This window comes from Pseudoalteromonas sp. JC28 (genome assembly GCF_013319255.1).
Taxonomy (GTDB): Bacteria; Pseudomonadota; Gammaproteobacteria; order Enterobacterales; family Alteromonadaceae; genus Pseudoalteromonas.
The window spans coordinates 598,023-620,386 of sequence record NZ_QOKX01000001.1 but is presented as its reverse complement, the minus strand read 5'-3'; the positions used below and the strand labels follow the sequence as shown (position 1 = coordinate 620,386).

Here is a 22,364-nt window from a genome sequence, read left to right as displayed (position 1 = left end):
TTTTCGCCTTGCCTATATGGATGTAGGTACCTTGGCGTGAGCAGGATGCGGAAGCGGTGTTATCGACTAGATTTTATCGCCTCAAAGTAGACCACTTAATTAATCAAGTTGGTATAAAATTCGTAGTGGTTCTAATACCACTATCTAAGTATCGTTCAAAAACAAATAGTTAGGAGTTATTATGGAGCTTTCAGCGTTAACCGCTATCTCTCCTGTGGATGGTCGCTATGGTAGCAAGACCAAAGAACTGAGAAGCATCTTCAGTGAATTTGGCTTGATCAAATACCGCGTCATCGTAGAAGTTCGTTGGCTACAAGCGCTAGCGAGCAGCGACGCCATTAAAGAAGTACCTGCTTTCAGCGATGAAGTCAACGCACTTCTTGATAGCATCGTTGAAAACTTCAGCGAAGCAGACGCAGCACGCGTAAAAGAGATTGAGCGCACCACTAACCACGACGTTAAAGCTGTAGAATACCTTCTTAAAGAAAAAGTAGCTGACAATGCCGAGCTAAATGCCGTCAATGAATTTATTCATTTTGCATGTACCTCTGAGGACATCAACAACCTTTCTCATGGCCTAATGCTAACTGAAGCGCGTGACACGGTATTACTGCCATACTGTGATGAGCTACTGAGCGCAATCAAAGACAAAGCGGTTGAGTATAAGTCAATTCCAATGATGACTCGTACACACGGCCAACCTGCTTCACCATCAACCATGGGTAAAGAGTTTGCAAACGTGTATGTTCGTCTGCAACGTCAACGCCAGCAAATCGCTAACGTACAAATGCTTGGTAAAATCAATGGTGCCGTTGGCAACTATAATGCTCACCTAAGCGCTTACCCTGATTACGATTGGCATGCACACAGTGAACGTTTTGTATCAAGCCTAGGTTTGACTTGGAACCCATTCACAACGCAAATCGAACCGCATGACTATATCGCTGAGCTATTCGATGCGATTGCACGCTTCAATACTATCTTAATTGACTTTGACCGTGACGTTTGGGGTTATATCGCGCTAAACCACTTCAAGCAAAAAACCATTGCTGGTGAGATTGGTTCTTCAACAATGCCTCACAAAGTTAACCCTATCGACTTTGAAAACTCTGAAGGTAACCTTGGCATTGCTAACGCTATCTTTGCGCATCTTGCACAAAAACTACCTGTTTCACGCTGGCAACGTGACCTAACCGACTCAACGGTTTTACGTAACTTAGGTGTTGGTATGGGTTATGTGCTTATCGCGTATCAAGCAACGCTAAAAGGCGTTAGCAAGTTAGAAGTCAATGCTGATCGTTTGCTTGCTGAGCTTGATGATAACTGGGAACTACTTGCAGAGCCAATCCAAACGGTAATGCGTAAGTACGGTATCGAAAAGCCATATGAAAAGCTAAAAGATCTTACTCGTGGTAAACGCGTAAACAAAGAAATCATGGCTGACTTCATCGATAACCTAGACTTGCCAAATGAAGTAAAAGCACAAATGAAAGAAATGACGCCAGCAAACTATATCGGTCGTGCTGAAGCGTTCATTGACGAACTAAACTAAGTATAAAGCGACACCAGCTTTTTACTACTTGGTATAGAATAAGCGAAAGAGTGCACTCTTTCGCTTTTTTATTACTGGAATTTCCCTATGTATCAACTGCAAATTAATGACCTTACCTTCGAACAATTTCTTGCCCAGTATTGGCAAAAGAAGCCATTACTCATCAAACAAGGATTCCGAGACTTTGAAGACCCAATTGAGCCAGAAGAACTTGCCGGCCTTGCAACTGAAGAATGCATAGAATCTCGAATTGTCACTAATCACGATAATAACTGGGAAGCTCATCACGGCCCTTTTGAACAATTTGATTTACTCACCGATAGTAACAGCACCCTATTGGTCCAAGCCGTTGACCACTGGCACCCACAAGCCGCACAATTAATAGAAGCGTTTAGATTCATACCAAATTGGCGCATAGACGATTTGATGATTAGCTTTTCGACTCCTGGTGGTGGCGTTGGTCCGCACTTAGATCAATATGATGTTTTTATAATTCAAGGACAGGGTAAACGTCATTGGCGAGTTGGCGAACGGGACAACAGCCTAAAGCAATTTGCGCGCAACAAGAGTCTATTACAAGTAGAGCAATTCGAAGCGGTCATTGATGCAGTTCTTGAACCGGGTGATATCTTATATATTCCGCCAGCTTGTCCTCACGAAGGTTATGCAGTTGAGGATGCTTTAAACTACTCAGTTGGCTTTCGAGCGCCTGATCAAAAAGACTTACTTTCAAGCTTTGCTGATCACGTAATTGATATGGAAGCTGGCAAACGCCGTTTTAGCGATCCAGAATTACAACTCAGAGCGTCTATTGGCGAAGTCACCTGCAGCGACCAACAACAGATAAAGTCTCTGCTCAATGCTTTACTTGAAGATAAGGCACTATACAGTCAATGGCTTGGAAAGACACTCAGCGAACCAAAACATGAGATGGATCTCGCGCCATTAGAACCCATAATTGATCCTCAGGAGCTTCTCGAGATCGCCAAAGATAACCCATTGGTTTATCGCGCTGGTGGAGTACGTGCTATTTACCAAATCTGTGACGATCATATTTTGTTCAGTGTTAATGGTGAAAACTATGAATTAGACCATCATTGTTTAGATGCCGTAAAGCAGCTAAGCGATCATGTTGTGTTTGAGTTTAATGCAATAATTCCTGCATTAAATAGTTTGGAATTTAAACAAACGTTAACTAAACTGATTAATGATGGGACCTACTTCGTTGAAGACAGCGATCCAGCCGATGCTGACTTCGATGAGGGCTGGGAGTAGAGCCTGTTAGAACAAGATAGCCGCGTTCACAAAAATAACAATATGCCGCGAAATCCTTGATCTTCAAGGTTTTCGCAAGCTCTAGCTTGTCGCTAAACAGGGAATGCAGGTGCAATCTGTAAATGGGGGCAGTATGAGTTATAGGATCAGTAGAGTAACTTGGCAAACCAAAAAATTGGAGCTAAAAGCGATACGCGAGCGCGTATTTGTGTATGAACTTCATATTCCTAAAGAAGTCGAATTTGATCAGCAGGATATCACTGCTGAGCACTTAATCATTATTGACGAATTCGATGGGCCAGTTGGCACAGGGAGACTGTGCGAAGATGGGTTATTAAGCCGCATTGCCATATTCAAATCTCACCGTAATCGAGATGCTTATGCTTCGTTGATCGGGGGACTTGTTGACTTGGCAAAAGACAAAGGCTTTGAAGATGTTTTTATCCAATGCATTTTGGATGAAGTGCCCGAATTTTTACAGTCGGGGTTTTCCACGCATGGGCACGTATTTATGGAAGCTGGCATTCCAAGACAGCGCTTGAAATGCCCTATTCAATCACTCAAGATGGAACCGTTTACGATGCTTCATTAGCCCAAAGTTCATCTTTAGCGAAAAGGTCATATAGACCATGAGCTCGGTTTACTAGTAGATTAGCAAACTGGGCTTGTGTTTTTTCTACTGGCTTTGCAGACATAATTTCTTCTGCTTTCATTTGCCAATGGAATGAAAAATAGCGCAGTGCTTCACGTGCTGTCGCTGCAGCGGAAGCCTCAATATGATCCGTCGGTAGATTACCTGTGATCACCCAATACTTTTTGCCGTTTTGACCTTTGATTTTCCAAAGCGCAACCAATGGCTCAATATAACGACATTCTTTTTCAATTATACTTTGCGGTAACACTCCTTTATCCGCGAGGTGTTTTTGTGCAGCTTGTACGCAGCTACGCTGCCATTGTATTGATCTTTGCTGCTGTTGTTCTGGTGTCAACGTCTCTTGCTGCGGTTGGTTTTGTTCTTCACTCATTGTTCACCCTTTTATTCTTTTTAGATTACCGAATAGCATTTTACTTTATCGTTATTTACGCGGTGTGTTTCAAAGCAAATTATTCAGCAAATCGGTTTTGATTCTTATACACCAAGCACTCAAACGCTTGCGAAGTTACCTGATACTAAGCTTTTGCAGTCATAACGGCAATACGAACGAAGGAATTTTGAGTTTATATGATTTATTACTGAACTGTAAGTTTCGAGAAAGTTTCTTTCTCTATTCTAGCCATATCAACATGATTACTTAAACTCAAGGAATACTGACTATGGCTAGATTACTATTAACGATCACTACTTCTCTTTCATTCTTTTGTTGTTCGTCAGCGTTTGCTGAACAGCACCCCCAATCAGAAGCGCTAAAATGGGGGATCGGCGGCGCTATTATTGCTCAGGACCAAGGTTATATAGATATTGGAAATGAAACAGAGTTTGTACCGGCCATCGCCATACAATATGGCGACTTCAACCTACTAGGGCCAAGAGCAACCTATAAGCTATATCAAGCCGAACAATTTGAAATCAGTGTGGGTGCTCAATTACGGTTAGATGGATTCGAGGCAGCTGATAGCAAGTTCTTTACTGGCATGGAAGACAGAGATATGAGTTTCGATGCTGGATTTGAAGCAGAATATGATACTAGCTTTGGTGAATTTGGATTCGAGTTTATGCATGACGTGAGTAGTACACACAAAGGCTATGAAGCCAGCGTAAGCTATGGTGTACCATTTAGATTTGCTGACGGCAGAGTATACCCGTATATCGCTGCGAACTTTCAAAGTGAAGACCTTGTTGATTATTACTATGGTGTCAGAGTAAACGAAGCATTAAGTTCTCGACCCTATTACCTTGGTGAATCCAGCACTGCACTCGAAGTCGGTATTCAAAGCGATTGGTTTTTTGGTAAACATCATATGCTTAAAGCTGATGTTAGTTACACCAGTTACGGTGATGAAATAAAAGATTCTCCCCTTATCGATGCCTCTGGCAACGTACAAGTTTTGCTTGGGTATGTGTATGTTTTTTAGACTAGCAATAATAACGATCACCTTAACGCTTCAGGGCTGCGGTGATCCTTCAAACCTACAGACTACTGCAGAAAAACGCTCAACGACGCTTATTTCAGTACCTGTAGAGTTAGCTACAACGATTCCGACGAAGCATTTTTATAGTCGAATTACAGGCAGTGATGTTGTCTATGTTGCTTCCCTGTCACAAGGGAGAATTGAGTCTTTATATGCCTACTCAGGTCAATTAGTTAAAAAAGGAGACATGCTAGCGTCACTCTACTCTCCAAGACTTAGCGCCCAGCTGCGTGAAAAACAAGCGTTACTAGCCAGTTCTAAACGTACTGAGCAAAAGACACAGATTGATTTCGACCGAGCTAAAAAGCTCTTTACGGAGAAGCTTATAGCAAATTCTGCGCTTGAGTCCGCAAGGCTTGCGTTTAATATTGCAACTCAGCAAGTCCAAGCAGCACAAGCTCAGGTTGAAGAGGCAAAAAATGCACTGAATGAGAACAAAATATTCGCTCGAAAGGAAGGTATCGTCACCAATATTTACGCTCGTTCAGGTGATGTTGTCTCTTCGGGACAGCCAATTTTCCAACTCCAGACATTATCTACGCTAAAGGCTGAATTTCAGCTCCCTGAACAAGAATTTATTGCTTTACAACTTAACCAAACCGTTCACATAGCCATTCCTTCGCTAAGCAAAAGTCTAAGCGGTAAAATTATAGAGAAAAGTTTACCCTCTAATGCCGTTGGTAAGCTTTTTAAACTTATCGTCGATTTGGAAGTGAGTGACTCTGAACTAGTTGGCCTGCATAGTCGTCTTGAGCTCCCTATCACCAATACACCACTCTATAAAGTGCCAAGCAACGCAATCCACTATGATGCCTTGGGGCAAGCCTATGTGCTGGTTACTGAACCCAAGGTCCAAAGACGCGATGTGACTATTTTTGACAATGATGATAACCAAGTCATAGTCACAGCACCAAAACTGATGGGTAAAAACGTACTCATCACATCGGAGGCTAAGTTAAATTTTAACTTGGCGCTACTGGAAGGTGAGTCTCATGAACAAAAGTAGAAGCTTATTAGTCCTATTCTCGCACTTTGTATTTAACCGACTTCAGCAGCGCTTATTTACAAGCATTACTGGTAGACCTATCAATAGGTTACAGGAGGAAGTTTATGGATAAGCTTCTCCCATCTAATTATCTCACTCCACGTCTAGTACTCGGGCTAACTCTGCTGCTTGTATTCACAGGTATTGTAGGCTGGTTTAAAGCAAAAAGTCAGGAGGACCCCAGCTTCCCCTATCGAAATGGCTTTATTCAAATTGTAAATCCAAGTGCTAGTGTCACTCAACTCAATGATGTCGTTGTTAAGCCACTTGAGCGACGTTTAGCAAAAATTGATGAGATTAATACCATACACGCACGGATAAAAACAGGAAGTGCCGTTATCGATATCGAGCTTAAAGAGCAAGTGTATAATACCGCTTTAGTTTGGCAACGCATCAAAGATGAAGTAGCACCACTGGGTGCAAGCTTAGCTGATAGCCAATTCTATGTAGTAGATCGAGCACAAGATACCCAAGGGATAGTCTTAACCGTGCGCACGGGAAAAGGATTAACAGCAGATAGAAAGCTCGCCCTCGAAGTACGTGATGAGCTTGAGTATCTCGACGTTGTGAGAAGTGCCTCGCTAGTAGGCGACCCCGGGCTTGAATTGGCTATTTCCTATTCTCAAGAGCGAATGCTCGCTTTTGGCCTCTCGCCAGCAGAGATTGCAAAACAGCTACGGGATGCCAATCAGCAAGATAGCCTTGGCGTATTGTCGCAAAATCTAAGTGCGCTATCGCTATTGCCTGTCAATCACCTGCGTAACGACGCTCAGTTAAAAGACGTACAAATAACAACACCTGACGGGTCAAAAATCCCACTCAGCACTATCGCTAATATTGGCTACCGGACTGCCCCAACTTCAAGCGAGCAATTTTGGCAAAATGGTCAACGAGTCATCGGTATTGCATTATCTCTACCGCCCAACCAGCATAATATCGCTAACGCAGGGGATACTATCAAACAAGCTATTGCCGACATTAATGCACGATTTACAGATGCTCCCATTAAAATTGAGATTTTCCAGCCCGACTGGTCTCAAAAACGCCGTGAAGGATTAGTAAATTCTCTAATTCAAAGCTGTATCGCTATTTGCGTTGTTTTATTACTATTTCTTTCGGTACAAAGTGCGATTGTTATCAGTTTAACCGTACCCGCTATCGTGTTTTCTTCACTTGCGTTATTTATTACTTTCGATGGCGTTATTCACCAAATGACCATTGCCGGCTTGGTACTCTCATTAGGCTTGATGGTTGATAATTGCATTATCGTAGCTGAACGCTTGAGCTATTTACGCAGCAAAGGGTTTACGATGAGATCTGCCTTGGCGCACTCTGTGAACGAATTGAAAAAACCGCTTGCCGCGGCAACAATGACTACTATCGCAGCATTCGTTCCCATGCTGTTGGCAAAAGGCAGTGTCGCTGATTTCATTGCTACTATCCCAGTGCTCGTTATCATCTGCATCTCATTGAGCTATATTGCAGCTTTACTACTGCTTCCTGTACTTTTTGTTTATTTCCCTATTTCCATCCCTTGGCTAGAAAGGTGGCAGGAAACCGTTACTCAGAAACTTTCAACATTTGGCTATCAGCTAGCTCATAAAACATTACAACATCCCGTATACACGATTGTGGCCGCTACTGCCATGCTATGCACTTTACTTTCGCTACCCAATGCCAACGGCAAGTTCTTCCCAAATGCTAACCGCAATCAGATTTATATCGACGTCCAATTGCCGTTAGCTAGCCACATAGAAGCTACAACCAAGACAGCAAATCAAATCGCCGAGTATGCCCTTCAATATCCTGAAGTCAGCGAAGTGATGGTATTTAGCGGCTTTTCAGGTCCAAGGTTCTACTATAACCTTGCACAAAAACCAAATGAATCCCATATTGCTCGAGTTGTATTAACGCTGCAGGATGATGTTAACCCGCCTGAATTTTCACGCTTCATCGATGGTAAATTAAACAAGCAATTTCCTGAAATCTTAATCAACGCCCGTGAGCTCGGGCAAGGTCCTCCTATTGAGAGCCCGATTGAGTTGAGGTTGAGTGGCAATGACCGCAATGCTCTATTCGCAAGCGCTGAAGCTATGCTTATGCACCTCAGACAGCAACCTAAAATCACCTCCCCATATCGTAATTATAGTTTGGGCGCTCCTACCATTAACTTAGAAGCCCAGCAACTTACCTTATCAGCCTTGGGTTTAGCACGTAGCGATATTGCCGAATATATCGCATGGCGTAGCTCTGGACTAAAAGTAACAACTCTTGATTATAATTTCGAACCGATAGATTTGATGATTGTTGACACTACTTCTAATCAAAGTAGTACTGATATTTTAAATACTCAAATCATGCTACCCAACCAATTAAGCATCCCCCTATTTGCAGTGTTGAATGCCGAGGTTATTGGCACACCACCATTTATTGAAAGGCGCGATGGCAAGTTTGTAATGTCTATAAAAGCGGATGTCGCTATGGGAAGTGACGAAGAAGAAATCCTCGAAGCGTTACAACCGACCTTGCTAAAAATCGCGCAGCAACATCAAGTGACGTTAATGTTTGGCGGGGAATTGGAAGAATCAAAACAGGCTAATGGCGCTTTACTACAAACACTTCCTTTTGGAGTCGCATTGTTATTTGGGGCATTAATGTTGCAGTTTAATTCATATCGTTTAGCAATATTGGTGATGCTAACTATTCCTCTCGGCGTTGTAGGAGCGCCAGCTATGTTATCTATCGTCGGAGTACCCTTTGGCTTTATGTCAATATTAGGTGTACTAGCGCTTATGGGTATTGTGGTGAACAGTGCAATTTTGCTGATTGAGCATACACTAGAGTATTTAAATCAAGGCACAGAGCTATCGCAGGCAATTTGCTTATCGGTACAAACGCGTCTTCGTCCTGTTATAGTAACTACATTAACAACCATAGTTGGCATGTTGCCGCTAACTTCCAGTGCAAGCCCTTTGTGGCCACCATTAGCCTTTGCAGTAATTGGAGGTTTGCTGACTTCAACTTTGCTTACGATGCTGATATTGCCGCTTATACTGAAGTTTTTACTATCAAGTAAACGTTTTCAAAAACCACAACTAGAAACAGAAAATAAGGAAATATTAATTCAATGAGAGTGCTAATCACTGAAGACAATCAGCAGCTTGCGACATTTATACAGCAAGCAATTACTCAAGATGGTCACGCCGCTGATATTGCTGCAACTGCTGCACAAAATGAACAGTTAATGCAAAGCTGGCAGTATGATGCCCTCATACTAGATTTAGGCTTGCCAGATAAAGATGGTTTAGAGGTTATTCGCTCAATTCGAAAACAACAAAATGCATTACCAATTTTGATCCTCACCGCGCGTGGCAGTGTCGATGATCGCATCAAAGGGCTTGATTTGGGTGCAGATGACTACCTGAATAAACCCTTCGCGATTGACGAGCTTAAGGCAAGACTTCGAGCATTGCTGCGTCGCCCGAGTACCTACACCGGAAACCTATTATCACATAACAATCTTGCTGTTGATACAAAGGCACGTCGTGTCACCGTTGGCTGTGAAAATTTAGCGATGGGGAAAACGGAAGTTGCCATTTTAGAATATATGATCCGAAATGCAGGTTTAACCGTGGGCAAAGATGCACTTTACGATGCTATCTATGCCATGGGTTTCGAAGTAACGGATAATGCAATCCAAGTTGCAGTGCACAGGATCCGCAAAAAACTAGAATCGTCCAATGCACAAACAACTATCAATACACTGCGCGGTATAGGATATATTTTGACATGAAGCAACTTTCTCTCGCGAAAAAGATATTTCTGCATTTTTTTATAATTGGATCTGCTGTATTCAGCTTGATTGGGTTTGCCTTGTACCTTTTTTCAACCAACTTTGCCAATATGGCTGTTGAAGAAAGTATGGTTGGTATGAGTGAAGATATTCAAGAGCAACTCTACTTTGATAAGAACAATAAATTAATATATCAATCTGATGTTGTAGCTGAGAAATGGGGTTACGATGCTTTATACAACAACCTAGTATTTAGAGTCACACACGCCCAAACTGGTGCCGTCTTGCTGCAGTCCACAGCCAATGAGAGTAGCTCTGCAGCCTTGCAAGCATTGATTGCTACTGAAGACATCCCTGTCGGATATTCGCATCTTAGTGGCATAGACCGTTACCGTCTTCACGCTAACATCGATAATACTTCTGTCAATATCGATTTGGGCAGAAATGATCTGATTGGTGAGCTTGCCAACGAAGCGGTTATGCCCGCTCTGAGTCAAGTCTCTATTTTTATCATTAGCGCAGCATTTTTAGTATTTATGGTTGTTGGATATCTGTCTATTCGCTCTATTGTCCGACCCGTGAAAAGCGTTGCAGAACAACTCCAACGGATTAGACCTGAACAGCTTAATTTTAGGCTAAGTGAGCAAGGTCTCCCTGTTGAAATCGTTCCCATTGTGCATTCGTTGAATCAAGCGATGGCAAGAGTCGAAACAGGTTTTGATGAACAAAAGCGATTTGTTGCTAACGCAGCCCATGAGTTAAAAACCCCGCTTGCAATTCTCAATACCCGTGTTGAACTCGCCCAGTTAGATAAACACACCCACTCTGGTATTTTGGCGGATGTAAGTTATATGACACGTGTTGTACAGCAATTGTTAGACCTGTCTCGTGCACAGAGCCTTAACGCTTACGAAAAGCATTCGCTCAGTATTGTACCGTTAGCAAAAGAAGCCTGTATGATGCTGGCGCCGTTATCTGTCACCATGGATAAACAGCTAGAACTGGAAATTGATGATACTGGAGAAGTAATTACAGGCGATCAGTCCTCCATCCATATCATGATAAAAAACCTCATCGAAAATGCCCTACGCCACAGTACTGAGCAAGCTCAGATTAAAGTAAAGGCCTCTGGAAAATGTATCGAAGTTATGGATAGCGGCCCTGGGATCGATATCCAAAATTATGAAAAAATCTTCGAGCGTTTTTGGCGTAAAGAGCAGTCGTCAATGACTGGCAGTGGCCTCGGTCTCGCTATTGTAAAAGAGGTAGTCGATTTACATCACGCCACATTAGATGTTACATGTCAAAATTATATGGGTGGTGCGACATTTTCTGTCACATTTAAATGACCAGCTCCAAATAGCATCGTATTTATTGTCAGAAATTTTAATCAGTAGATTAAACCCGCAAATCAATAACCAAAGAAAACCAAAGCTTTGTGGTTTTGAACTGCTGTATCGAAAATGAAGTTCACCGTTTCTATATAGGAAGTTTCCTTAGTATATGGTTCGTCACTACCAAGAAAAACCTGTCGTCCCTGCTCTAATTCTTCAAAAGGGACACTGTAGAATTCAGGCCAATCATCATTTCTGGGGATAGGAATAAATGCTTTATGATTAGATGGCGTCACATCTTCCATTATGTCTAGAAAGTCATCATGGCGAACCATCTCACCAAATTCTTGGCACAGCATTTCATATAGATAACCGTAAATAAAGTTGTCTTCGTCGTCCTCATCCGTACTCGTTCCATTTATAATATTCGCCATGCAAGCGGCATATCCGTTAACATCCAGCTCTTCTTCTTGTCCTGCGATTTCATCTCGGTATTTGGATAAAAATCGTTGCAAAAATTGCTGATCTTTACTTCCCCACACCGCTTTTACTTTTTCTGCATCGACTTGATATGCAATGACATTATAACTCATTAAAAATCTCCTTTTTGAGTAAAATAGCTGGTTAACTTCTTTGCAGATGCTACAAGCGCGAAGCTATATCAGCAAAAAATAACCCGCCAGCGCAATAACGATTACACTGGCGGCAAACGTAAACACTTTGCCAGAGCTTGCACCTCCTTCTTGACTGTCTTTGCTACAATCTTCTCCTACATGGGCAATCACTGCAGACTCTGATCGTAAAACCGTTGAAGCTGGACTAACATGGTCATTTGTTAAATCAACATAGCTATCGCCAGTTTGAGTACTAAGAGGGGGAGATTCATTTTTAAGGTCCGTATCAATAACCGTGCTATCGGTTGCTTCGACTTCCGCTACGTCTTCCTGAGCTTCTAAATTATCGCATGTAGCCTGATGAGAGGATGCATTGAGTTCAACCAGTGTAGAGGGTTCATTGTCCAAAACTGGGTCTAACAGCACTTGAGCCATTAAAGCATCAATATTATCCTCTTGTAGCTCAGGCTCGAGCTCAGACGCGGCATACTCGGGGTGATACAAAGTGACAATTGTTTCGTCAGGTGTAACTGTTTGTTCAAGCTTTTTGACAAAGTCGCATACTACACCATCGTGGGGAGCACTTACTTCAAGAACAGCCTTATCGGTATAAACATCGCAAAGCCTATCGCCACAAGCAACCATGTCTCCTTCTTTCACATAGATTTCAATAATTGTCGCACTATCTACAAACTCGGGTAATGCATCAATCTGCACGTCAATATTGCCTTTCCCTTTCAACTCATGCTCAGTAGTGATGTCTTCATTACTGAGCAGCTGATGAACTCTCTTCGATATCACTGTAGACTCTGCTCGTAAAGGCGTTGAAGCTGAACTAACATGGTCATTTGTTAAATCAACATAGCTATCGCCAGTTTGAGTACTAAGAGGGGGAGATTCATTTTTAAGCTGTGTGTCAATAACCGTGCTATCGGTTGCTTCAACTGCCGCTATGTCTTTATTCGCTTCTAAATTATCGCATGTAGCCTGATGAGAAGGCCTATTGAACTCGACCAGCGTAGAAGGTTCATTATCCAAAGCTGGATCTAACAATACTTGAGCTATTAAGGCATCAATATTATCTTCTTTCGATTCAGGAAGTGTAGTCTCAGGCCCAATATACTCGGGGTGATACAAAGTGACGATCGTTTCACCTGCAACGACTGCTTGCTCAAGCTTTTTGATAAAATCGCACACTACGCCATCATTGGGAGCACAAACTTCGAGGATGACCTTGTCAGTATAAACATCGCAAAGCCTATCGCCACAAGCAACCTTATCTCCTTCTTTGACATAGATTTCAATAATCGTTGCGCTATCGACAAAATCGGGTAATACATCGATCTGCACGTCAATATTACCTTTTCCTTTCAACTTATGGTCAGTTGTGATGCCTTCATTACTGAGCAGCCGATGAACTCTCTTCGGTTCAAGTGCAACTAAGTGGTTTAATTCTGGATCTGGAGTGATTGACATAATAAGCGCATCGGCTTTCAAAACATCGCCTTCGTTCACCACGATTTTACCGATACGGCTGGCTTCTGGCGCTCGTAGCTCCAATACGACCTTACTCGTTTCGATATCACATAAGACTTGATTTTTTGCAACTTGATGTCCTTCGGCTACATAGAGTGTTGCAATTTTTGCAGTATCTATTAACTCAGGCAACACGGGTACTTTCATTTCAACCGTCATAATTTCCCTATTACGTTTGAGTATTAAAAGATGAGGCTCGAAACCTCAGATGAAAATCACTGAGATATATCTGATTTAGTCGATTAACGTATTATAAAATAGGGACAGGCGCAAGCTTTTCACTGCTCCAGAGGAAAGGAAATAGTAAACTGACTACCCACTCCTTCTTGGCTCTGAACATCAATTTTCCCTTTGTGCTCTTTTACAATCGCATGAGTAATGGCAAGTCCCATGCCCGTACCTTCGCCGACAGGCTTAGTCGTAAAGAAAGGATCGAACAATCTAGGAAGCACATCAGCATCAATTCCAATTCCGTTGTCGCTAACGCTTAAGATAATATCTTGATCGTTACCCGGTGCGAGTAACACTTCTATTGATTTATGCGATTTATGGCTCATGTCTACCGCATATTTAGCATTCACCAAAAGATTGATGATCGCTTGTTTTAGCGCTCCCTCCTTGCAATAGATAGTTGGCACATCTTCGACCGCGACGGTCAGCTCGTATCCCTTAAGTTGACCATGAAGTAAACGAAGCGTGTCTTCAACAATAGACTTTAGAGACGCCCTACCGAAACTATCGTTATTGGAGCGGGAGAAATTCATTAAATCGTTTACTATGGTTTTAATTCGCTCGCAGCCGTGCAGCGTATCGTGAACGAGATCTGGCAAATCATTCGTAATTTCGTCAATACGTTGCTTTAAATATATATCAATAAGGCGAGCTTCCAATTGATCTCCTCTCAATTCATTTTGCTCAAGTAATTTTACTGTCTCAAGCAACTGTAATATGGGCGAGATATAATAATTAAGTGACTCAAGGTTACCTGCCACATATGCCAAAGGGTTATTTAATTCATGCGCAACGCCTGCTGACAGTGTCCCTAACGTCGCCATACGTTCGTTGTTTATTAATACGGCTTGCTGATTCTTTAGTTGCGCTAATTGACGTTCAAGTGTTTGATTGGCTAGATATAACGCTCGCGTTTTCTCTTCAAGTAATGACTCGACTTCATCACGCGCACAACGCTCTCTTAGATACGCCTTTTTATAGTCGTTATATTCAGACATCGAATTAATCCAAATGAAGAATGGGTACGCAATGTTTAGCGCCGCTGTGCATGCACTGTGGATGTTCAATTTTTAGTTTGCGACTGTAAAATTGGGCGGCACCATAAAGAAGCCCTTCCGCACAAAAACACAATTTACGATTCGAGCAATACTCTAATACGATAGTTTTGTCATCTTTCACTATCGCCGCAATTGAGGGGAGGTTCGGTTCATCGTAAAGCTTTTTTACCTCCATGTGTATCACGCTATCGATAGATAAAACCAATTCTTCAAACGACGTAAATTTTGATGAAATACCTTTGTGCTTTTCCGCTAAAAATCCAAATAACGACTGTCCGAAAATGGCCAATACATCTGTCAATGGCTTATTCAATTTGTCAGCAACGCCTTGCGCTAACGCAAATAACTCTGCATCTGGGTAGGATGTCGGGGAAACATAAACCCTTCCCTCAGGTGCATGTGCTTCGAGTAACTCATCCCAAGTTTGCATGCCAATCGCTTCTACAACTAATTCTTCTAAACCTCTAAATATCACGCCGCGCATTAAACTCTCCCTTAACAAAGTTGCTGCGTTATATAGTCAAGACTCAACTCGAAACAAGCCTTTGAATTAACTAGCTTGTTTCGTTCTTAATTAAGTGTAGAACAATATTTGGGATGTAATAGATCTTTCTCTATTCAGCTATAGGAGTTTGTTCGTCAAGTTCAGTTGTATCGAGTTCAATTCTTTCAAGCATAGACATATTGAGAAAGTTATCTAGTTCCTCATTATGCGCAAATACCTTGTCTTTTATGCCTTGATAGTAGTCATTTACAATTCCAGCTAAATTACGCTCCATCCAAGTTTCGACAGAATCTGAGCGTTTAAACGCACCGGGGTTTTCTTCAACATCTTCTAAAATAGATAGCCACATATTGAGCTCAGCTCGCACAGGCATACCTTCTGACTGCTCCATTACGTCATTCATCCAACCGAGCCCCTGATTTTCATAGGCTTTTATCAGCTGATTGTATAACCTACTTTTTTCGTTATCGTCAGCTGGTGCACCTTTAAATTTAACGTATTCTCGATTGTCAGTTCTAAAGTATTCTGTGTTCTCATTTTCGTAATTGAGTTTGCTCAATCTTGCGAACAGGTTATTCGGCTCCCGCGTATCCACTTCGTTTAACATTTCTATAAAAGTAGTTCGGTCATTTGCCTTAACCAAGGTTGCCATATCTAGCATGCCACGACTCGTATCAAAATCAGAATTTGCTATATGCGCGTTCAGATCTAAAAGATCACCGTCTGAGAATTTGTTATCAATGACAAATTTTGCATAGTCATTTAATAATTGGTTGTTCATGTCACCATACTCATTTACATCTTCAAAAAAGCCCAAATCTCTTACATTTAAATCGAAATCAGCATGGCCGTCTTTATCAAGCAGATAAGCTGGTAAATTTGGTTCTGCGAAGACTTTATTGTTAGCTTGCTCCATCAGCTTAGACATGGTCCTCACCGTATCTTTTAATACCTCATCTGACATATTGCTAAGCTTATTTATTAGCTTGGTAGAATAATCATCCTTTTTTGGATCAAGTATGTTGATAGACAACGACTCGACAATAAAATCGGTGAGCTGTCCAAGCTCCTCATCAGTTAATCTGTTAGCAACATCAAGAAGTGCTTCAGTTGGTTTAAAGTGGGAAAACTTTATTTTTTGTTCTTCGTCCAAACGATCGAAAATAGCTAGAAATTCGTCAATTTTCTCTCTTCCTTCAAAATCACCATAGGTATCTTTATAAATATGGCCATTTTCATCCGTCCCCATATGCTCTCGATGAATCCCATAGCGCTTAAGCCCAATCATGCTGAGGTCTAGGTTGAGAAAAAATTCTTTACTGTATGTGACTGGTGATTGTGTGTAAGAAAAATCAATAGTTAATTCATTGTCTGAACTAGGTAATTGATTGGGCTCATCGTCGGCCCTATTTGTCGCAACTTCTCTGACCTTTTCATGTAGTTTTTCTGACGATGTTGAGTTTACAACATTGCCGTTATTCATTTGATATGGTGGTCTTATATTCATAACCTATATCCTTGTTACAAATTCATTTTACCGCGGAGTTATTAAATGTTATCGACCCACATAGAATAAACTTTACCCAATTTTGCTCCTTGTTTTAGCCTTACCTAATGTAGCTTGCCAAAATATCGAACCCACTGACGCTATCTTCAAAGTATCGAGCTTTTACCTCTACATATTCAGCATCACTGAAGAAGGACTCCATTGAAGCTTGATCAGGAAAATATATGGTAAAAAGTCGATTCGCTAGGCACAGTCCCTCTGTTAGCAAGGTTTCTGCAATATGAAAATCGTTACTAAATCCACCACCATATTGTCTTAAGATTGGCTTCATCGCTTCACGATATTTGGCATATCGCTCGCTGTTATGAATTTCCATCGCCACTAACATCTCATACATAATTTAGCCCTTTTAAAGTTGTTATCATCTTAACATTGCTCATAAAGTTCCAGCGGCAAACCATCAGGATCACTGAAAAAGGTAAACCGTTTGCCTGTATATTCATCTATTCGAACAGGCTCTACAGCCACTTGATACTGCACAAGGTGTGTAATACAAGCATCAATATCCGATACGCTAAATGCTAAATGTCTCAGCCCTTGCGCCTCTGGATGTGATGGTCGCTTGGGAGGATTTGGAAACGAAAACAACTCAACCTGGCTCCCATCAGGCAGCGCAAGATCTAATTTATAGGACGCTCTATCTTTTCGATAGTTCTCCCTGAGTACGTGCAAACCAAGTACTTCGGTATAAAACACTTTTGATCTTTGGTAGTCAGAACAAATAACAGCGACGTGATGTATTCCAGATAACTTCAAGCACTTCTCCTAACTAATTTAATGTCTTTCAAATAAAAAAGCGGCAATTTGCATTGCCGCTTCACACACTCAAGTAGGAACTTGGACTACAAGTTGTAAAACCAAGCCTATTTTTTCATTACAAGCGAATGCCGCCGTCAATCTCAACGACACGTCCCGTAAAGAAATCGTTTTCAATGATATATTTTGCAGTATGGGCAATTTCTTGCGCTTCGCCAAGACGCCCTACTGGCTTCATTTTCACTAGACGCTCTTTGGCTTCAGGCTTCATTGCATCGGTCATTTTTGTACGGATCACACCTGGTGCAATTGCGCCCACGCGAATACCAAAACGACCTAATTCTTTAGCCCAACTGGTAGTCATCGCAACGACTCCAGACTTTGCCGCTGAATAATTGGTTTGTCCCATATTACCAGCGCGTGCAACGCTCGACATATTAATGATCACGCCACCATTACCCGCTTCTACCATTTTGACAGCAGCTTCGCGACCGCACAGGAAAACACCCGTGAGGTTGACATCAATAACGGATTGAAATTGCGAAAGCGACATTTTGTCGATGACTTGCCCATCTTTTGCTTTGAGTAGCAAACCGTCACGCAAAATACCCGCATTATTAATTAATACCGAAATATCGCCGAAGTCATTTACGATCGCATTAAACACATTTTCGACGTCTGATTCTTGACTAACATTAGCGACATACGTGTTAACTTGGGTGCCGAATTGAGCTAGTTCGTGCTTCGCTTCTGCTAAAACGTCTTCTTGCATATCAATCAGGGCAAGTTTTGCCCCATGCTTTGCCATTTCAGTCGCCATGGCAAGACCTAAGCCTTGCGCACCACCGGTGATCACAACTGTTTTATTGTTAATATCCATAGTGTCCTATTTCTCTGAATAAAGCTTAAAAATCGCACTAAAGTCTTCACTGCCTTTGCCTTGATTTTGCATCAAGTTATACAAATTCTTCGCCAGAGCCCCCATGGGCGTCGCAGAATTCGTTTGCTGCGCAGATTGCATTGCAAGACCAAGATCTTTAGCCATTAAATCAACCATAAAGCCCGGCTTATAACCGTTCGAAGAAGGCACATTTTCTAGTACGTCAGGACATGGGTTGTATAGCTCTAGCGTCCAGTTACGACCAGAGCTGTTTAGCATGATTTCGCTCAATACTTTAGGATCTAAGCCATGATCTACACCCATCTGCAGCGCTTCACTTGTGCCCGCCATTAGTATTGATAACAGCATATTGTTACATATCTTAGCGACTTGTCCGGCACCAATATCTCCAGCATGGAAGATATTCTTACCCATATTGGTCAGTACCACATGCGCACGTTCAAAGTCCGCTTTATTACCACCGACAATAAAAGTTAATGTACCGGCCGCTGCACCTGCCACACCGCCAGACACTGGCGCATCGACAAATGAAATACCCGACTCTGCCAACTTGTTGCCAACAAACTGAGCAGATCCAGCATCAATGGTCGAGCAATCAATTACTTGTGTGTTTTTGCTAAGGTAATTAATTAATCCGTCATCACCGGTATACACTGCTCGAACATGTTTGCCTGCAGGCAGCATACTGATCACATAATCAGCTTCGCGACATACATCGCTCACAACCGTCGCCTTCGTCGCGCCACTTGCTTCAAGCGTCGCAACGGCCTCTGGGTTCAAATCGAATACACATACTTGGTGGCCAGCCTTTAATAGGTTAATGGCCATTGGACCACCCATATTACCTAAGCCGATAAATCCTACTTGTGCCATTTAAGTCACTCCTTATAAGTCACGCAATGGGTGATCGTTTTCATCCCAGCGAGGTGCAAAAAAGCGTTCTATTGCATCGTCTGTAACCTCGGCGACAGATTTAAATCGCCAATTTGGCTTGCCATCTTTATCGATAAGCAACGCACGTACACCCTCTTGAAACTCACCAAACTCGCCAGCCGTTACCGACATTCCTAATTCCTGCTTAAAACAGTCTCTTAGTGTTTTGCCTGCACTTCTAGTGAGCTGAGCTTTAACCAATGCAGCACTTAATGGTGAACCATGCTTTAATGCAGCCTGTGCCTTGCTTAGCCATTTGTTGTCAGTGCTATCCAACGCCAAAATAAACTCAACTTGCTCTGATAATTCACGTTTATCATCAAGCGCTTCGAACACCTTGATAAGCGGTTTAATTTCGCTTTTTGGCGGCGCATGAGACGCTTCATCTAGTGACAACAGCAACTGAGTAAGCTTTTCATGATTTAATACATTGGTTTTGCCCCAGTTCACTTCAACTAGGTTTTGTAACAGTAAGCTCAGTTTTTCTGAGTCCATAAAATGATCGGCGAGCCCAACCAGCTTGGCATCCGCAGCGTTAATGTTTGCAGCGGTGAGACCCAAGAATAGTCCAACGCCTTTTGGCATCTTATTGAGGAAATAGCTCCCTCCCACATCAGGGTATAAGCCAATGGTGATTTCCGGCATCGCGATGCGCGACGTTTCGGTCATCACTTTATGGCTTGCGCCAGCCGTTAAGCCCAGTCCGCCCCCCATGATGATGCCATTACCCCAAAGTAGGATTGGCTTATCATAGTTATGGATTTGATAATCTAACCGGTACTCTTCACTGAAAAAGGTTTCGATTAATGCGTTACTCGTATCAGACGACATTTCGCGATATAAACTCACGACATCGCCGCCGGCACAAAACGCCTTCTCTCCAGCACCTTTTAGCATAACCATTGCTATTTGCGGGTCGTTTGCCCAAGCGTCTAGTTGTGGCGCGAGCAAACGGATCATATCAAGGTTTAAGGCATTTAACGCTTTTGGTGCATTTAATGTCGCCAGCGCTATTTTCATCCCGTTATGGCACGTTGCCTGTTCGAAAATAACCGGCGCCTCTTCGTGATTTATTAGCTCAAATTCAATCATTAGCCATTTACCCAATTCGCTTTACGCTTCTCTAAAAACGCGTTTACGCCTTCTTTTTGATCTTGCGTATCGAATAGTGTTACGAAAAGTTCGCGTTCAAGTGGCAATGCGCTATTGATTGTGCCAGTGCGGCCTTTTTGAATTAGAGCCTTACAAGCCGTGACCGCAACTGGACTTTGATCTTCTACTTTCTTAGCAAGTTCAAGCGCAGCTTCCAGTGCTTTACCCTGCTCGACCACTTCTTCAACTAAGCCAATTTGCTGTGCTTTATCAGCTTTTAAGCGCTCACCGCATAAAATCATACGTTTTGCCCAGCCTTCGCCTACAAGCCACGACAAGTTTTGTGTGCCGCCAGCACAAGGTAACAACCCCACTTTCGCCTCTGGGAGTGCCATTTGTGCTTGAACTTCGGCAATGCGGATATCGCATGCTAGTGCTACTTCTAAACCGCCACCCATTGCAAAACCATTGATAGCAGCAATAGATACGCCTCTAAAGTCGCTGAGTGTTTCAAACGCTTCGCCAAATACTCGAGACATATCCGCAGCGACTCCTTTGTCACCGTCGGCAAATACGTTTAGATCCGCACCTGCTGAAAAGAACTTTTCACCTTCGCCAGTGATCACTAAAGAATAAATTTCTTTATCTGCATTCAATTCGATTACTAAATTTTTAAGTGCAGTTAGTGTCTCTTTTGTCCACGTATTCGCGGGTGGATTTGACATAGTAACAACGGCAGTATGGCCTTGTTTTTCGAGTTTTAATTGTGCAGTCATGATACTCTCCTTATAGGACGCTTGCCGCGCCTTCAGCTAAGATCCGACGTGCAATAATTACACGCATGATTTCGTTTGTACCTTCAAGGATCTGATGAACACGTACGTCACGTAAATGACGTTCAAGTGGATATTCTTTGATATACCCGTAACCACCATGAATTTGCAGTGCATCATCACACACCTTAGTGCCTACATCAGTGGCAAAACGCTTCGCCATTGCACAATAAGTGGTCTTTTCTGGGTCGTTGCTATCCAGTTTAAATGCCGCAAGTCGAACCATTTGGCGCGCAGCCACAAGTTCTGTATTCATATCTGCAATTTTAAATTGCAGTGCTTGGAACGCCGCTAACGGTTTACCAAACTGAGAACGCTCTTGCATATACTGCTTGGCGGTATTGAGCGCCTGCTGGGCTGTACCAATCGAGCAAGTTGCAATATTAATACGACCACCATCAAGGCCTTGCATCGCAAATTTGAAGCCTTCGCCTTCTTGGCCTAGTAGGTTGGCAGCTGGGATACGGACATTTTCAAGCGTGATAAGGCGCGTAGGTTGAGCGTTCCACCCCATTTTTTCTTCTGCTTTGCCATAAATAACGCCATCAGCATCGGCAGGTACAACAAAGGCCGAAATACCTTTTGGACCTGCTTCACCAGTTCTTGCCATTACTACCAATACGTCAGTTTCACCCGCGCCTGAGATAAACATCTTAGAGCCAGACAAAACGTACTCGTCACCTTCTTTTATTGCTTTTGTTTTCAGCGATGCAGCATCAGAGCCAGAACCAGGCTCTGTTAGACAGTAAGAAGCCAGTAGCTCACCTGTTACTAACTGATCCATATATTTTGCTTTGGTTTCTTCCGTTGCAAAGCTCGCTATCATCCACGTTGCCATGTTATGGATAGTCAACATGGCGGTTGTCGCTGTACAACCCATTGAAAGTTGTTCAAAAATAATACTTGAGTCAAGGCGAGATAAACCCAGACCACCTGCCTCTTCAGGCGTATATAGACCGCAAAAACCAAGCTCACCTGCTTTTTGAATTACGTCTTTTGGAAAAATGTGCTCTTGATCCCATTTTGCTGCATGTGGAGCAAGCTCGCTCATTGCAAATTGGTGCGCCATATCGGCAAATGCTTGTTGATCTTCGTTTAGGTTAAAGTCCACGCTAGACCTCTCTTGCTGTTCTGACACCCTGAATGTGTGTCGGTAATTCTTATCGTTTTGGTAAAAAATAGCGTGCTCCCCCTGCAGAGCACGCTATG

Annotated in this window: 21 protein-coding genes; 8 read left to right on the top strand and 13 right to left on the bottom strand. The window is 42.5% G+C overall.

Features of this window, described 5'->3' with window-relative positions; all coding sequences use genetic code 11:
* The first annotated feature begins 181 nt into the window (after window positions 1–181).
* The 3 genes from purB to DS891_RS02730 all read left to right on the top strand — a co-directional run bounded on the left by purB (window position 182) and on the right by DS891_RS02730 (window position 3,419).
* On the top strand, window positions 182–1,552 hold the full coding sequence (gene purB / locus DS891_RS02740; protein ID WP_174168779.1) for an adenylosuccinate lyase: 1,371 nt from the start codon (window positions 182–184) through the stop codon (window positions 1,550–1,552).
* 87 nt (window positions 1,553–1,639) lie between these two features.
* Window positions 1,640–2,827 (top strand): cupin domain-containing protein, encoded by a 1,188-nt coding sequence (locus tag DS891_RS02735; protein ID WP_174168778.1) that lies wholly within the window; start codon window positions 1,640–1,642, stop codon window positions 2,825–2,827.
* 133 nt (window positions 2,828–2,960) lie between these two features.
* Entirely contained in the window at window positions 2,961–3,419 is a 459-nt protein-coding gene (locus DS891_RS02730) for a GNAT family N-acetyltransferase (RefSeq protein ID WP_029215775.1), read from the top strand.
* Here DS891_RS02730 and DS891_RS02725 read toward each other — a convergent pair.
* Window positions 3,403–3,852, bottom strand: coding sequence for a DUF4826 family protein (locus tag DS891_RS02725; RefSeq protein WP_010604923.1), 450 nt, complete (start codon window positions 3,850–3,852; stop codon window positions 3,403–3,405). The genes DS891_RS02730 and DS891_RS02725 overlap by 17 nt on opposite strands.
* Before the next feature lie 289 nt (window positions 3,853–4,141).
* Between DS891_RS02725 and DS891_RS02720 the strand changes: the two genes are divergently transcribed.
* The 5 genes from DS891_RS02720 to DS891_RS02700 all read left to right on the top strand — a co-directional run bounded on the left by DS891_RS02720 (window position 4,142) and on the right by DS891_RS02700 (window position 11,144).
* Window positions 4,142–4,900 carry a MipA/OmpV family protein gene (locus DS891_RS02720; protein WP_017219475.1) on the top strand — a complete coding sequence of 253 codons (759 nt, stop codon included), beginning with the start codon at window positions 4,142–4,144 and terminating at the stop codon, window positions 4,898–4,900.
* Entirely contained in the window at window positions 4,890–5,963 is a 1,074-nt protein-coding gene (locus DS891_RS02715; protein ID WP_174168777.1) for an efflux RND transporter periplasmic adaptor subunit, read from the top strand. Before DS891_RS02720 ends, DS891_RS02715 begins: the two co-directional genes overlap by 11 nt.
* Window positions 5,964–6,067: 104 nt before the next feature.
* On the top strand, window positions 6,068–9,133 hold the full coding sequence (locus tag DS891_RS02710; protein WP_174168776.1) for an efflux RND transporter permease subunit: 3,066 nt from the start codon (window positions 6,068–6,070) through the stop codon (window positions 9,131–9,133).
* Window positions 9,130–9,795: a response regulator transcription factor gene (locus DS891_RS02705; protein ID WP_045988096.1), complete on the top strand. Its 666-nt coding sequence runs from the start codon at window positions 9,130–9,132 to the stop codon at window positions 9,793–9,795. The genes DS891_RS02710 and DS891_RS02705 overlap by 4 nt, the downstream gene beginning before the upstream one ends.
* Window positions 9,792–11,144, top strand: coding sequence for a cell wall metabolism sensor histidine kinase WalK (locus DS891_RS02700; RefSeq protein ID WP_174168775.1), 1,353 nt, complete (start codon window positions 9,792–9,794; stop codon window positions 11,142–11,144). Before DS891_RS02705 ends, DS891_RS02700 begins: the two co-directional genes overlap by 4 nt.
* A gap of 62 nt (window positions 11,145–11,206) precedes the next feature.
* Here the strand turns inward: DS891_RS02700 and DS891_RS02695 are convergent, their stop codons facing one another.
* From DS891_RS02695 to DS891_RS02635, 12 genes are all read right to left on the bottom strand, one after another.
* Window positions 11,207–11,722 (bottom strand): hypothetical protein, encoded by a 516-nt coding sequence (locus tag DS891_RS02695; RefSeq protein ID WP_174168774.1) that lies wholly within the window; start codon window positions 11,720–11,722, stop codon window positions 11,207–11,209.
* Window positions 11,723–11,785: 63 nt separating this feature from the next.
* The gene (locus DS891_RS24425) at window positions 11,786–13,438 is read right to left on the bottom strand and encodes a biotin/lipoyl-containing protein (protein WP_254605654.1); all 1,653 of its coding nucleotides are present in this window, start codon (window positions 13,436–13,438) and stop codon (window positions 11,786–11,788) included.
* 119 nt (window positions 13,439–13,557) lie between these two features.
* Window positions 13,558–14,508 carry a sensor histidine kinase gene (locus tag DS891_RS02680; RefSeq protein ID WP_174168773.1) on the bottom strand — a complete coding sequence of 317 codons (951 nt, stop codon included), beginning with the start codon at window positions 14,506–14,508 and terminating at the stop codon, window positions 13,558–13,560.
* Window positions 14,509–14,512: 4 nt separating this feature from the next.
* Entirely contained in the window at window positions 14,513–15,052 is a 540-nt protein-coding gene (locus tag DS891_RS02675; RefSeq protein ID WP_174168772.1) for a heme NO-binding domain-containing protein, read from the bottom strand.
* 130 nt (window positions 15,053–15,182) lie between these two features.
* A complete protein-coding gene (locus DS891_RS02670) occupies window positions 15,183–16,580 on the bottom strand; it encodes a hypothetical protein (protein ID WP_174168771.1) in 1,398 nt (465 codons plus the stop codon).
* Between the two features lie 100 nt (window positions 16,581–16,680).
* Window positions 16,681–16,977, bottom strand: coding sequence for a DUF1330 domain-containing protein (locus DS891_RS02665; protein ID WP_174168770.1), 297 nt, complete (start codon window positions 16,975–16,977; stop codon window positions 16,681–16,683).
* Window positions 16,978–17,006: 29 nt separating this feature from the next.
* Window positions 17,007–17,396 (bottom strand): VOC family protein, encoded by a 390-nt coding sequence (locus DS891_RS02660; RefSeq protein WP_174168769.1) that lies wholly within the window; start codon window positions 17,394–17,396, stop codon window positions 17,007–17,009.
* A 118-nt stretch (window positions 17,397–17,514) separates the two neighbouring features.
* Window positions 17,515–18,276, bottom strand: a complete 762-nt coding sequence (locus DS891_RS02655; RefSeq protein ID WP_010604931.1) for an SDR family oxidoreductase — start codon at window positions 18,274–18,276, stop codon at window positions 17,515–17,517.
* A gap of 6 nt (window positions 18,277–18,282) precedes the next feature.
* A complete protein-coding gene (gene mmsB, locus DS891_RS02650; RefSeq protein ID WP_099029248.1) occupies window positions 18,283–19,170 on the bottom strand; it encodes a 3-hydroxyisobutyrate dehydrogenase in 888 nt (295 codons plus the stop codon).
* A 12-nt stretch (window positions 19,171–19,182) separates the two neighbouring features.
* Entirely contained in the window at window positions 19,183–20,322 is a 1,140-nt protein-coding gene (locus tag DS891_RS02645; protein WP_174168768.1) for an enoyl-CoA hydratase/isomerase family protein, read from the bottom strand.
* A complete protein-coding gene (locus tag DS891_RS02640) occupies window positions 20,322–21,098 on the bottom strand; it encodes an enoyl-CoA hydratase (RefSeq protein ID WP_174168767.1) in 777 nt (258 codons plus the stop codon). The genes DS891_RS02645 and DS891_RS02640 overlap by 1 nt, the downstream gene beginning before the upstream one ends.
* 10 nt (window positions 21,099–21,108) lie before the next feature.
* Window positions 21,109–22,266, bottom strand: coding sequence for an acyl-CoA dehydrogenase family protein (locus DS891_RS02635; RefSeq protein WP_010604935.1), 1,158 nt, complete (start codon window positions 22,264–22,266; stop codon window positions 21,109–21,111).
* Window positions 22,267–22,364: the final 98 nt, after the last annotated feature.

Excerpts from the sequence above, each read along its gene's own strand:
- DS891_RS02720 (WP_017219475.1), top strand. The coding sequence starts at position 4,142 with ATGGCTAGATTACTATTAACGATCACTACTTCTCTTTCATTCTTTTGT.
- DS891_RS02725 (WP_010604923.1), bottom strand. The coding sequence starts at position 3,852 with ATGAGTGAAGAACAAAACCAACCGCAGCAAGAGACGTTGACACCAGAA.
- DS891_RS02700 (WP_174168775.1), top strand. The coding sequence starts at position 9,792 with ATGAAGCAACTTTCTCTCGCGAAAAAGATATTTCTGCATTTTTTTATA.
- purB (WP_174168779.1), top strand. The coding sequence starts at position 182 with ATGGAGCTTTCAGCGTTAACCGCTATCTCTCCTGTGGATGGTCGCTAT.
- DS891_RS02705 (WP_045988096.1), top strand. The coding sequence starts at position 9,130 with ATGAGAGTGCTAATCACTGAAGACAATCAGCAGCTTGCGACATTTATA.
- DS891_RS02665 (WP_174168770.1), bottom strand. The coding sequence starts at position 16,977 with ATGTATGAGATGTTAGTGGCGATGGAAATTCATAACAGCGAGCGATAT.
- mmsB (WP_099029248.1), bottom strand. The coding sequence starts at position 19,170 with ATGGCACAAGTAGGATTTATCGGCTTAGGTAATATGGGTGGTCCAATG.
- DS891_RS24425 (WP_254605654.1), bottom strand. The coding sequence starts at position 13,438 with ATGACGGTTGAAATGAAAGTACCCGTGTTGCCTGAGTTAATAGATACT.
- DS891_RS02680 (WP_174168773.1), bottom strand. The coding sequence starts at position 14,508 with ATGTCTGAATATAACGACTATAAAAAGGCGTATCTAAGAGAGCGTTGT.
- DS891_RS02645 (WP_174168768.1), bottom strand. The coding sequence starts at position 20,322 with ATGATTGAATTTGAGCTAATAAATCACGAAGAGGCGCCGGTTATTTTC.
- DS891_RS02695 (WP_174168774.1), bottom strand. The coding sequence starts at position 11,722 with ATGAGTTATAATGTCATTGCATATCAAGTCGATGCAGAAAAAGTAAAA.
- DS891_RS02655 (WP_010604931.1), bottom strand. The coding sequence starts at position 18,276 with ATGGATATTAACAATAAAACAGTTGTGATCACCGGTGGTGCGCAAGGC.
- DS891_RS02670 (WP_174168771.1), bottom strand. The coding sequence starts at position 16,580 with ATGAATATAAGACCACCATATCAAATGAATAACGGCAATGTTGTAAAC.
- DS891_RS02730 (WP_029215775.1), top strand. The coding sequence starts at position 2,961 with ATGAGTTATAGGATCAGTAGAGTAACTTGGCAAACCAAAAAATTGGAG.
- DS891_RS02710 (WP_174168776.1), top strand. The coding sequence starts at position 6,068 with ATGGATAAGCTTCTCCCATCTAATTATCTCACTCCACGTCTAGTACTC.
- DS891_RS02675 (WP_174168772.1), bottom strand. The coding sequence starts at position 15,052 with ATGCGCGGCGTGATATTTAGAGGTTTAGAAGAATTAGTTGTAGAAGCG.
- DS891_RS02735 (WP_174168778.1), top strand. The coding sequence starts at position 1,640 with ATGTATCAACTGCAAATTAATGACCTTACCTTCGAACAATTTCTTGCC.
- DS891_RS02640 (WP_174168767.1), bottom strand. The coding sequence starts at position 21,098 with ATGACTGCACAATTAAAACTCGAAAAACAAGGCCATACTGCCGTTGTT.
- DS891_RS02715 (WP_174168777.1), top strand. The coding sequence starts at position 4,890 with ATGTTTTTTAGACTAGCAATAATAACGATCACCTTAACGCTTCAGGGC.